Origin of the sequence: Alienimonas sp. DA493, assembly GCF_043951915.1 — a bacterium.
Lineage (GTDB): Bacteria > Planctomycetota > Planctomycetia > Planctomycetales > Planctomycetaceae > Alienimonas.
This window is the reverse complement of record NZ_JBINJD010000162.1, coordinates 1-11,456: the sequence shown is the minus strand read 5'-3', so window position 1 is coordinate 11,456 and position 11,456 is coordinate 1. Positions and strand designations below refer to the sequence as shown.

The 11,456-nt window shown below is 71.9% G+C and carries 8 protein-coding genes and 1 pseudogene; 5 read left to right on the top strand and 4 right to left on the bottom strand.

Going from position 1 to position 11,456, the window contains the following annotated elements; genetic code table 11:
- Positions 1-55 precede the first annotated feature (55 nt).
- On the top strand, positions 56-457 hold the full coding sequence (locus ACG2DA_RS18770) for a hypothetical protein (RefSeq protein WP_395257664.1): 402 nt from the start codon (positions 56-58) through the stop codon (positions 455-457).
- 120 nt (positions 458-577) lie between these two features.
- Here ACG2DA_RS18770 and ACG2DA_RS18765 read toward each other — a convergent pair whose 3' ends face one another.
- From ACG2DA_RS18765 to ACG2DA_RS18755, 3 genes are all read right to left on the bottom strand, one after another.
- Positions 578-1,570, bottom strand: coding sequence for a PAS domain-containing protein (locus ACG2DA_RS18765; RefSeq protein ID WP_395257662.1), 993 nt, complete (start codon positions 1,568-1,570; stop codon positions 578-580).
- Positions 1,571-1,698: 128 nt separating this feature from the next.
- Positions 1,699-2,127 (bottom strand): hypothetical protein, encoded by a 429-nt coding sequence (locus ACG2DA_RS18760; RefSeq protein WP_395257660.1) that lies wholly within the window; start codon positions 2,125-2,127, stop codon positions 1,699-1,701.
- A gap of 61 nt (positions 2,128-2,188) precedes the next feature.
- A complete protein-coding gene (locus ACG2DA_RS18755) occupies positions 2,189-6,475 on the bottom strand; it encodes a protein kinase (RefSeq protein ID WP_395257658.1) in 4,287 nt (1,428 codons plus the stop codon).
- Between the two features lie 369 nt (positions 6,476-6,844).
- On the opposite strand from ACG2DA_RS18755, the gene ACG2DA_RS18750 reads away from it, so the two are divergent.
- Together ACG2DA_RS18750 and ACG2DA_RS18745 are read left to right on the top strand one after the other, a co-directional pair.
- Positions 6,845-7,726, top strand: coding sequence for an oxidoreductase (locus tag ACG2DA_RS18750; RefSeq protein ID WP_395257656.1), 882 nt, complete (start codon positions 6,845-6,847; stop codon positions 7,724-7,726).
- 130 nt (positions 7,727-7,856) lie between these two features.
- On the top strand, positions 7,857-8,822 hold the full coding sequence (locus ACG2DA_RS18745) for a UDP-glucuronic acid decarboxylase family protein (RefSeq protein WP_395257654.1): 966 nt from the start codon (positions 7,857-7,859) through the stop codon (positions 8,820-8,822).
- Between the two features lie 122 nt (positions 8,823-8,944).
- Here the strand turns inward: ACG2DA_RS18745 and ACG2DA_RS18740 are convergent, their stop codons facing one another.
- Positions 8,945-10,093: a DUF1559 domain-containing protein gene (locus tag ACG2DA_RS18740; protein ID WP_395257652.1), complete on the bottom strand. Its 1,149-nt coding sequence runs from the start codon at positions 10,091-10,093 to the stop codon at positions 8,945-8,947.
- Between the two features lie 321 nt (positions 10,094-10,414).
- Here ACG2DA_RS18740 and ACG2DA_RS18735 point away from each other — a divergent pair, with 321 nt between their 5' ends.
- The gene (locus ACG2DA_RS18735) at positions 10,415-10,936 is read left to right on the top strand and encodes a sigma-70 family RNA polymerase sigma factor (protein WP_395257650.1); all 522 of its coding nucleotides are present in this window, start codon (positions 10,415-10,417) and stop codon (positions 10,934-10,936) included.
- Positions 10,933-11,456: pseudogene (locus tag ACG2DA_RS18730) on the top strand (hypothetical protein); the annotation flags it as partial. The gene ACG2DA_RS18735 and the pseudogene ACG2DA_RS18730, both read left to right, overlap by 4 nt.

The following is an 11,456-nucleotide window of genomic DNA, read 5'->3' as shown; positions in this document are numbered from 1 at the left end:
CTGACGCTTCGGGTTAGTAAGACGCATTGAATCCACCTCGCCCGCGACTTGACGAATGACTTTAGAAACCTGCGTGCGGCTGGCCGGGATCGGCCAGTTGGGGATTCTCATCGCCTCGGCGCTCGTGCCGTTTCGGTTGGAGTGGAAGACGGCCCTCGGCGGCCTGCCGGCGCTGCACCGGCAGATGTATTGGACGTACGCCGTCTATACGTTCGGCACGATCCTGGCGTTCGGGCTGATCGCCGCCGGGCTGCCGGGGGAGTTGGCCTCCGGGACCCCGCTGGCCCGGGCGGTGTGCGGATACCTGGCCCTGTTCTGGGGGGTGCGGCTCTGTTTGTTGGGGGCCTTCGACGTGAAGGAACACCTCACCGCGTGGTGGCTGACGGCGGGGTACGTCCTGCTGAATGCGTTATTCGTCGCCCTGTTTCTGACCTACGGGGCGGCCGCGACGTTGTGAGGGCGGGGCGTTCCAGCGACCTCAATGTGAGCCTGAAAATGTGAGCCCGAAGCGCAAGCGGGGTTCGGAGCCGTCCACCCTCGCTTGCGCTTCGGGCTCACAAGGACGCCGCGTCGAGCGTTACTCGGCGGACGGCGTGTCGGGGTCGTCGGTGACGTCCTCGATCGTGCCGACGGTCCGAACGGCGTGGCGGCCGCCGTACCCCTCGGCGAACTCGACGATCGACCGCCACGCGATGCGTCGTACGACGCCGTCCGCCCGCACGATGCGGTGGTGGGCGTCGTAGCGGCCGCCGACGTGGGGGTCCATCGAGCGGGAGATCGCGACGCAGAGCAGTTCGCGGTCCTCGGGGTGAATTTGCTCCAGCACCTCCGTCAGCGGGCGCTCGTCCGGGGCGCTCTCGGGCAGGCCGAAGATGCGCTTGGTCGCCCCGTCCCAGCGGACCGCGTCGGTGCGGGCGTCGAAGTCGAAGGTGCCCAGGCCGGCGGCGTCGAGGGCCCGGCGGCCGCGTTCGATCTCGGCGGCGAGGCGGGCGCGCTCGCCCATCTCCTCGGTCACGTCCCGCAACACGCCCACGCTCCGCCGCGGCGTGCCGTCCGCCCGGAACTGGTACTCCCCCGTCGCCCGCACCCACCGCAGCGCCCCGTCCGGCCGGATGATCCGGTGCAGCACGTCGGTCGGCAGCGGCGGGAGCGCCTCGTCGGCCCCCCGCTCCCCGTTCCCCCGGACGCGGCGGCGGGCCAGGGCGAGGGCGGCGTGGCGGTCGGCGTCCTGCCGGGCGGCGTACAGCTTCGGCCAGTCCAGCGGGTGCACCCGGGCCCGCAACTGCACCGTGGAGGGCGGGGCGTCGAACCCGCCGTAGATTTCCAGGGCGTGTTCCGACCACGTCGCGGCGCCGGCGATCAGATCGAAGTCGTACACCCCCAGCCGGGCCGCCGCGACCGCCTCGGCCGCCGCCCCGTTCCGGACCGAGACCTCGCGCCGGACCGACGCCGACTCCTCCCCGCCGCTTTGCGAGCCGGGTTCGCCCGCTTCGTCGCCGCCCTGTTCAGCGGGCGATCGGGAGGACGCGGCGTCCGATGGAACGGCCCGGTCCGTCGGGGTCGGCAACATGACAGGAGACAGAACGTACCACGGTAATCAACTGCGATCCGTACGATAGCGGACGGCAAAACTTCGGGAAACCGAAGTCCCCGACGCCGCACGCCTCCCCCGGAACGAAACGCCCGGCGGCGGACCGATCAATGGTAATCGGGCCAGCGGCGCCACGCGAGATCCCAGTCCATCCACATCCGCATCAGGCTCCACAGCAACCGCAGCTTGGCGACGTGCTGGGCCGACAGCGCCGGGCCCTCCTCCGGGTTCGCCTGGGCGGCGGCGGCGAGACCCCACTTCTCCCCCAGCGCCTTGCAGAGCCCGTCCGCCGACAGATCCTCCGTCGGGGCGCCCGGCGCCCGCTCGTCCGGGTCTTCCGTCAGCCCGGCGTCGTAGGCGGCGGCGAACAGGGCGAACAACTGATCGCGGTACGGCACGACCTCCGGCGGCCGGGTCTTCTTCTCGCACTCCTCCAGGACCGCCTCGACCTGGGCGAGGATCTCCTCACTAAAGTGCGGATCGTCCGCGGCGGGCAGCGGGAACGGTTCGGACGGGACGGCGGGCGAATCGGACATGCGGGCGAGTGTATCGCCGTCATCCCGCCGCGTAACGCCGAGGCCCCGCGAGGCCTCGGCGTTACGGCGTCTCGTCGGCGGCCGGCCCGGGGAACGCCGGTTCGCCCTTCGCGAGGCGGTCCAGGGCCGGGTCGAGGAACCGCAACGCCGGGGGCAGTTCCGTGAGCCCCCGCCCGTTGCCGCCCCGCACCGGCAGGTCGACCAAATCGTACCAGTCGCCGTACTTCGCCACGGTCGCCCGGCGGACCGCGTCGACGCCCGTGGGGACCAGCAGCGTGTAGCCGACGTTCGGGGCGGTCGCGCTTTCGGGGTAGTGCGGCTGGAAGTGAATCCGGTCCCGCAGCGCCGCCTGGCGGGCCGGGTCGAACGCCGGGGCGAGGGTCGCCCAGAACTCCCGCTCCCACCGTTCGGCCTCGGCGTCGAGGTTCGGGAAGCGGAACTCGACGGCCCCGTCCGCCTGTTTCTCCACGGTCGCGCCGGCCGCGGTCGCCTCGCCCCACTGCCGGCGGACGGCGTTGGCGGCGTCGGTCAGCACGACGGTCTGGGCGTCCGTCAGGCCAAGCGCCCGCCGGTCTTCGGCGGGAACGCTCAGCCGGCCGTACCAGGGGTCGTTCGGGCCGTAGTTCAATTCGAACACCGGGCCGGCGTAGTCCTCCAGACCGGCGGGCGGCGGGACCGACTTGGCGTCGGCGGCGGCTCGGCGGGCCTCCTCGGCGGCGGGGTCCGGGAAGGCCGGTTCGCCCCGCTTGACCCGCTCCAGAGCCCCCTCGAGGAACTGCAGCCGGGGCGGCAGCGTCCGGGCGGGGGTCTCCGCCGCTTTGCCGGGGACGCGGGAGCGGCCGCTCGCGTAGATCGTGTCGTACCACTCCCCCTGTCGGCCCAGCGAGACCAGCGCCGTGTACGCCCCGACCGGCAGCAGCGAGGTCTGGGTATGGTTTAGGGCGACGAGGGTGGACGGCATATCGTTGGCGAACGTCAGCCGCTCCCGCAGGGCCCGCTGTTGGGCGACGCTCAGCAGGGGGTCGATCTCGTCGTAGAAGTCCCGTTCCCAGCGCTGCTCCCGCTGTGAGATGTCCGGGAAGCGGAAGGTGACGGAGCCGGCCTCGTTGACGCCCGCCGTCGCCTCCGCGGCCATCAACTCGGCCCACTCCCGGCGGACGCGGTTGGCGGCGGCCTCCAGCGCCTCGACCTGCCCGGGGTCCAGCTTCAGCCCGCTGATCCAGGTGGGCGTGAGCCGCAGCCGGCCGTACCAGGGCAGGTTCTCCGCCCGGTCGACCTCGGCGAACACCCGCCACGACAGGTGCCGGGCGAGGTCCGGCGTGGCAGACTGAATTGTCTCGTGGGGGTCGTCCGTGACGGCAATCGCGACTTCGCCCGCGGACGAATTCGGCGCCGCCCGCTGTCTCTGAGACGCCGCGGGGGGGGCGGCGCGGTCGGCCCCCAGCCGCGGCGAGGCCCACCACCACAGGGCGGCCAGCAGCACGACCGTGGCGGCGCAGACCGCGGCGACCGTCTCCCCCCACTGCCGGCGGCCGGTGGCTGGGTCGACCGGCGGGCGGAACACCCGGCTCAGCCCGGCGCCGGTGTCCTGCGGGGCGCCGGGGGGCGGTTCAGGCCGGGGCGCGGGGGGAACCGGGCCGCGGCTGAGCCGGCTGAGCTTCACCCACAACAGCCCGGCGAGAACCAGCCCGATCACGGCCCCCGCCGCGGCGGCGAGGCCGACGTGCAGGTCCTGCTCCCACCGGTGCAGCCCGGCGGCGCCGTCGAACTCGTAGTACCACACGCCCAAGGCCCCGCCGGCCGCTCCCGCGAACATCCCGACGATCAGGCAGGCCGGCACGAACCAGGTGCAGAACACGGCCAGCCGGCGGCCGCGGACCGGCGGGTCGTCGCCGCGGGCCCGCGAGGTCCGCACCTGCCGCACCGCCGCCCAGCCCAGCAGCGGCACGGTCAGCGGGGCGGCGACCGCCGCGCAGCTAAGGGCGAACAGGAAGACCCACACGGGCGGAGGCACGTCGCCCGGCCCGCGGGTCGTGTTGACGGTGACGAGCCAGCAGAGCCCCGCCGCCGGGATCGTCAGCAGCCAGACCGCCGCCCAGATCGCCGGCCGGCTGAGCCCGCCGGGCAGGGTGCGGACGATCGGCCAGCGGCTGATCATCCCCGCGACCGGGCCGACGCCGCCCAGCGCTTCGCCCCGCTCCGACCGCCAGCCCCAGCCCGGCGGCCACCACAGCGGCGCCGTCCGCCGCCGCAGCGTCGCCCACCCGGCCGCCAGCAGCCCCGCGGACGCGCCGAACCACACCGGCGCCTCGTAGCTGATGCCCAGGATCGCGGTCGGCAGGGCGACGAAGGCGGTCGCCGCGGCGGTCCACAGCAGGGTGACGAGGCAATCCCACAGGTCGATCAGCCAGAGGGACGTGTCCACCCGCAGATCGCCCAGTTCAAAACCGGGCGGGCGGTGGGCCAGGAACATTCCCCCGACGATTCGCACGCTCCCGGCGAACAGTACGCACAGCAAGCCGACCTCCAGCGCGTCGTCCGCCTCCGGACCGTACAGGAAGGCGGAGGCGACGATCAGCGCCGCGCCCAAGGTCAGCGTCGCCCCAGCCAGACCGATCAGCAGCGAGGCGGTGACGCGCAGGTTCCGCCGCACCTCCGCGACCCGGCGGGCGTCGAGGCCGTCCGGGAGCGGCTCGGCCTCCGGGGGGGCGTCCCGAGCGACCGCAGCCGCCTCCGGCCGCGGCGGGGCGGGCGCGGGGGAGAGTTCGGACGGCGGGGTGAGCGGCGGCCGGTCGTACCAGCCCCACACGTCCGGCCACCAGCCCGGCGGGACGGCACGCGCCGCGGTCTGCCAGACCGCCAAGACCATCGTCAGCGCCACGCCGCACAGCACGCCGACGCCCACGTCGCCGTCGACCAACGTGACGATCATCCCGAACCCCGTGCCCGCCGCCGTCGGCAACCACACGGCCGCCAGCAGTTCCCCCAACGCGGCGCCCGGGGTCCAGGGGGGGGCCTCGGCACGGCGGGCCCGCCCCAGGGCGGCGAACGCCGGGTGCACCATCGCCCCGACGGCCGCGGCGATCAGCCCCCCGAAGACCATGTCCTCCCAAAGAGGGCCGTGGGCCAGGAACAGGGCGATCAGGGCGCAGGTCGCCCCGCCCGCCGCGAGCAGGCCGAACACCGCCGCCGCGACGCCGCACAGAACCGCCCGCACGTAGGCGGCCCGCAGCTCCGGCCGCTCCCCGTCGCTCCCCGGGACGGGCGCGGGCGCCGCCCCGGCTTGGCCCGCCCCGCCGAAGGTCACTTGCACGGCGCTCGGGGACGCGTCGTTCGCCGCGTCCCCGAACGGCGCCGGCGAATCGGGGGCGGGGGAAAGATCGAGCCCGCCGATCTGCGGGGTCGCCGGGTCGCTGGGCAGGCCGAGGCTGTCCACCGCGGCCCGCACGTCGGAGACGCTCTGGTACCGCTTCGCCGGCTCCCCCTCCAGCGCCTTCAGGATGATGTCGTCCAGCCGGGCGTCGGAGTCGCTTTTCGTCTTGAGGAACTGCGACGGCGGGGCGAAGCGGCCCAGCGGCAGCTCGCCGGTGAGCAGTTCGTAGAAGACCACGCCGAGGGAATAAATGTCCGCCCGGGCGTCCACGTCCCGGGTGCCCCGCATCTGTTCGGGGGCCATATAGTGCGGCGTGCCCATCGCCTGCCGGGTGCCGGTGAGCGTCCACGGCGTGCCGGTCGTCAGGTCCTCGCTGCGGCCCAGCTTGGCCAGGCCGAAGTCCGCGATTTTGACCGTCCCGCGGCCCTCGTCGCCGTTCGGGTCGAGCAGAATGTTCTCCGGCTTCACGTCCCGGTGCACGATGCCGCGGGCGTGGGCGAACTGCAGCGCGGAGCAGATCTGCCGCACGATCTCCAACGCCTTCGCCGGGGCGATCGGCCCGCCGCCGTCCTCCAGGGACCGCTGCATCACGTCCCGCAGGTTCGCCCCGTCGACGTACTCCATCAGGAAATAAAAGAGCCCCTCCCGCGGCTCTCCGTCCGGGCCGGGCGGCGGGGTCGTCTGACCGAAGTCGTACACCTGGACGATGTTCGGGTGGTTCAGCCGGGCCAGCGTGCGGGCCTCGCGGAGGAACCGCTCCGCGAAGGCGTCGTCGCGGCCGACCTCCGGGGGGAGCACCTTCAGGGCGACCACCCGGTCCAGCTTCGCCTGCCGGGCTTTATAAACCGCCCCCATCCCCCCGCGGCCGAGCATCGCCTGCAAATCGAGGTCGGGGAAATGCTCCGCCAGTTCCTCCAGCCCCGGCGCCACGAACCGCCCGGGGGCGCCGCCCGTGGCCGAGCCCAACTGCGACATCAACCCGCCCGACAGCAAACACCGCGGGCACAGCCCCGCCGGCGCGTCCGCCGGCAACGCGGAACGACACTGCGGACACCGCTTCCCCGACGCCGGCCTCCCCGACGCCGGTTCCGTCGCGGCTGGGTCGGAGGCCCCCTGGTCGGTCGGCGAGGCGGCCGTCGGGTCGGTCGGCGGGGCGGCCGACGACGTGTCCGGGTTTGAGGCGGCGGCGGGCATGGGAGCGGACGGGGCGAGCGGGACGGTACGCCAATGGATTACGGAACCGCGGCCCAAGGTTACGCGAAATCCCCGCCGCCCGGCGGAATCGCCGCCGACGGGCCGCTATCCTCCCCCCGCCCGCCCCCGCATCCGTCCCCCGCGACCGCCATGTCCGCCTCCGCCCCGGACTCGCACGAGTCGGCCCCGCCCGTCTGGTTCGTCACCGGCTGTTCGAGCGGCTTCGGCCGGCAGCTGTGCGACGTGGTTCTGGAGCGCGGCGCCCGCCTGGTCGCCACCGCCCGGGACGTGTCGAGCCTGAGCCGTCTGCCGGAGGACCCCTCCCAGGTCCTCGTCGCCCCGCTGGACGTGACGAACCGGGAGCAGATCGACGCCGCCGTCGCCGCCGCGAAAGACCGCTTCGGCCGGATCGACGTGCTGGTCAACAACGCCGGCTTCGGCGTGTTCGGCGGCATCGAGGACACCCCGGACGCCGAGGTCCGCCGCCAGTTCGACGTGAACGTGCACGGGCTGCTGGACGTCACCCGGGCCGCGCTGCCGGTTCTCCGCGGTCAGAAATCCGGGCACGTCCTGAACCTCTCCAGCGTCGCCGGGCACGTCGCCCGAGCCAGCACCGGGTTCTACGCGGCGACGAAGTTCGCGGTCGAGGCGCTGTCCGAAGCCCTGCGGGAGGAGGTCGAGCCGCTGGGGATCAAGGTCACGCTGATCGAGCCGAGCAGCTTCAGAACCGATTTTCACGGCCGCAGCCTCGCCGCCCCGGGCGCCGAGGGGACCGACTACCAACTGACCGCCGGCGCCGGCCGCGACCGCGTTCGCGGGTTGCACGGCAATCAGCCCGGCGACGCCCGCAAGGCGGTGGAGTTGATGTGGCAGGTCGTCCAGTTGGCCGACCCGCCCTTCCGCCTGCCGATGGGCGAGATGGCGGTTGACCTCATCCGCGCCAAGCTCGCCGCCGTCGCCGCCGACGTGGACCGCTGCGAAGCGTCCGCCCGCAGCGCGGACGGGGCCGGGCCGCTGGTTCCGCTTTCGTAATAAGTCGCGTTTGGGGAGGGGTGATGGGGGAGGAGGGAGGAGAGACGCCAGTGTCTTCAACCCCCTCCTTCATCACCCCTCCCTCCTCCCCTTCGTCCCACCGAACGATCCCCTCTCACCGCCCACTTTCATGGCCACCGCACTCGTCACCGGCGGCGCCGGCTTTCTCGGCTCCCACCTCTGCGACCGGCTCGTGGAGCGGGGGGACGACGTGATCTGCGTCGACAACTTCTACACCGGCTCCAAGCGGAACATCCGCCACCTGATCGGGAACAACAACTTCGAGGTCGTCCGCCACGACATCGTCCACCCGCTCTATCTCGAAGCGGACGTCGTCTTCAACATGGCCTGCCCCGCCAGCCCGGAGGCGTATCAGGCGAACCCCATCAAGACGATCAAAACCTCTACCGTGGGGATGGTGAACGTCCTCGGCCTGGCCAAGCGCTGCGGCGCCCGCCTGCTGCACACCAGCACCAGCGAGGTCTACGGCGACCCGGAGGTCCACCCCCAGACCGAAGATTATTGGGGCCACGTCAACCCGATCGGCCCCCGCAGCTGCTACGACGAAGGCAAACGCGTCGCCGAAAGCCTCTGCGTGAACTACGCCCGGGAACATAAAATGCCGATCCGCATGGTGCGGATCTTCAACACCTACGGCCCCCGCATGGACCCCAACGACGGCCGGGTCGTCAGCAACTTTATCTGTCAGGCCCTCAAGGGCGAACCGCTGACCGTTTACGGCGACGGCAGCCAGACGCGGAGCTTCTGCTTCGTCAGCGACCTGATCGAGGGCATCCTCCGCCTGACCGACTACGACCCGCCCGCCGACGAATTGAAAGAGGACGGCGCCGCCCCCGGCCCGGTCAACATCGGCAACCCCGGCGAGTTCACCATGCTGGAACTGGCCGAGGCGGTGTTGAAGATCGTCGGCGGCCCCAGCGAACTCAAGCATCTCCCCCTGCCCACCGACGACCCGAAAAAGCGCCGCCCGGACATCACCAAGGCCAAGCGGCTGCTCGGCTGGGAACCGCAGATGAGCCTGGAGGAGGGTCTCAAGCCGACCGTCGAGTTCTATCGCGAACGGCTGGGGCTGTGAGAGTTCGACCGGCGCCTTGATCGGGGCGCGTGGGCTCAGGGAATACGAAAACCGCCCGCCCCCGGGCGAACCGGGGACGGGCGGCGGAATCAACGTCGGTTCGGCCTCTGACGGAGCCCCGATCAGAATTCGCCGGTGACCTCGCCGCCGTCGCGGCTCCCCAACGCGCCCCAGGTCCCGTAGGGGCTCTGGCCCACTTTGGGATTCGTGGCGTTCAGGTTGCCGGCGTCGATGGTCTCGGAGATGAACGTCACCGAGCCGTCGCACATCGCGGCTTGGATGCCGCCGGTGTGGTAACTGCCGGCACTAAAGATCCCTTCGCTGCGGCGGTCGTAGAAGTTGCCGTGCGGCCGGCAGCTGGGGCTGTTCGGCGGCAGGATCGTATGGAAGCCGGTCATGGCCGCCCAACCGGTCGGCCACGACGTGCCGCGGAAGTCGTCGACCCCGACGGTGCCGTTGTAGAACCCGGGGTTGTTCGGGTCGATTACGGTCGGGTTGTTCAGGCAGTTGGTTTCAGGGTCTTCGAACCCTTCGTTGGAGATGGTCATCTCCGACACGCCGTAGGCGTAGGCCGACTGGAACCGGCGGTTGTTGCCGGAGCGACCGATCTCGCCGACGAGAAGCGTGCTGGTCGTGCCGTCACGCGCGTCCGCCAAGCCGGTGCAGGGGTACTCACGACCGGACGCCCGGCCCCAGACCGAAATGAACATCCCGCGGGAGGTCCGCCGAGCCAAGCCGACGTCGCTTTCGGGTCCCGACACGCCGTTGTCGCCGAGGTTCAGCGCGTAGTTGGTGTCGCCGGCGCCGGTCGCCTGGGTGTTGTCGGACGGGCAGAGGAACGTGGCGACCTGGGTCCGGAACGGCGGGTAGTCGTTCCCGCTCCACGGGGCCGGCCACGGGCCGAAGGCCGGATAGTTCGGGGTGCCGTCACCGTCGGTGTCGAGCGGCTTGGTCATCTGGTTCCACAGGGCCGTTTGGTCCAGGTACGGCAGCAGCGGCACGAGGGCGCTGAGGGCCGCTTCCGGACCGTTCTGCGGGCCGCCGCCCTGCGGCGGGAACAGATTGTAGGTGCTGTGGTAGTTGTGGAACGCCAGCGCGATCTGCTTGAGGTTGTTCTGGCACTGGCTGCGGCGGGCGGCCTCACGCGCCTGCTGCACGGCCGGCAGCAGTAGGGAGACGAGGATCGCGATGATCGCGATCACCACCAGCAGTTCGATCAGCGTGAAGCCGCGACGGGCCCGGCCGTCGCGGGGAGAGCGGGAGCGTTGCATGAACGAAGTCGTCGTAGGAGGGCGAGCGAGAGTTTATAGGCGAAAAAGGCGCCCGACCCGGCGGGAAGCCGCCCGGCGAGAGCCGGAATGGGCAGGGGTCGGGCCCGAAGGGTCCGGAAAGAAACAGCGGTCGAAGCCGATAGGTTATGGCAGTAACCGGTAAAGGATCAAAATTTTCACGAATTTCCTCCCGGGACCCGTAACCTGAGGGGCGGGATCGGCTGTCTTCTCGCGACGCCTGGGTACTGCGCCCCGCCGGGGCCCGTTCCCGTCAGGCCGCCCGTCCTTCCCCCCGCCCCCCCGGCAGGTCACTGTCCGGACATGCCGACGTCGACCGCGGACTTCGTCGCCCACCTCACGGCCGCGCAGAACCGGCTGTACGCTTACGTCCTGTCGTTGGTCCTGGACCCGAACGAGGCGGAGGACGTTCTGCAACAGACCAACACCGTCTTGTGGGAGAAGGCCGACCAGTTCGAGCCTGGGACGAACTTCATCGCCTGGGCGTTCCGGGTCGCCTATTACGAAGCGCTGGCCAGCCGAAAGAAGCGCCTGCGGGACAAACTCGTGTTCGACGACGCCCTGCTCGACGACCTCGCCGCCCGGGCCGAGAAGCTCGACAACCGGTACCCGGAACGCCAGAAGCGCCTGCGGGACTGCTTGGAAAAGCTGAACGACCGGCAGCGGACGTTCGTGCGGCTCCGCTACTCCGGGACGAAGACGCTGGACCAGATCGCCGCCGAAGCCGACCTGACGACCAACGCGCTGAAGCAGGCGTTGTTCCGCGCCCGCGCCGCCCTGATCCGCTGCGTCAACGCCGGGTCCGCCACGGGGGCGACGTCGTGACCGGGACTCCCCCCGACCCGCCGGACGCCGACCCGGCCGCCCCGGACCGGCCCCACGTCGACCGGCTGCGCAGCGACGCAGCGGAACAAGCGGCGGAGCGGGAGCTGTCGGAGTTGCTGGAGCTCCAGCTGCACGGCCCCGCGAACGCGGCGCGGGCGGACCGGATCGCGGCGCTGCTCGCGGCGTCCCCGGACCTGCGCGACGTCTACGTGCAGCACTGTCAGCTGCACGCGATGCTGGCTTGGGAGCACGGCACGGTGGCGCAGCGGCCGCTGGAGGCCGCGGCCCCCGACGCGGAACTGCTGAACCCCGCCGGCGTCCGGCGTCGCGGCGAGCGGTGGCGCCGCGTCGCCCTGGCGGCGTCGTTGCTGCTGTGCTGCTCGGTCGCCTGGTCGATCTACCGGGAGGCCCGCGGGCCGGCCGCCGCGACGACCGCCGGCCCCCCGGCCCCGGTCCCGGCGGCGCCCCGGCTCGGCGAGGTCGTCGGGCGGATCGAGAACAGCCTCGGCGCCCGGCTGCG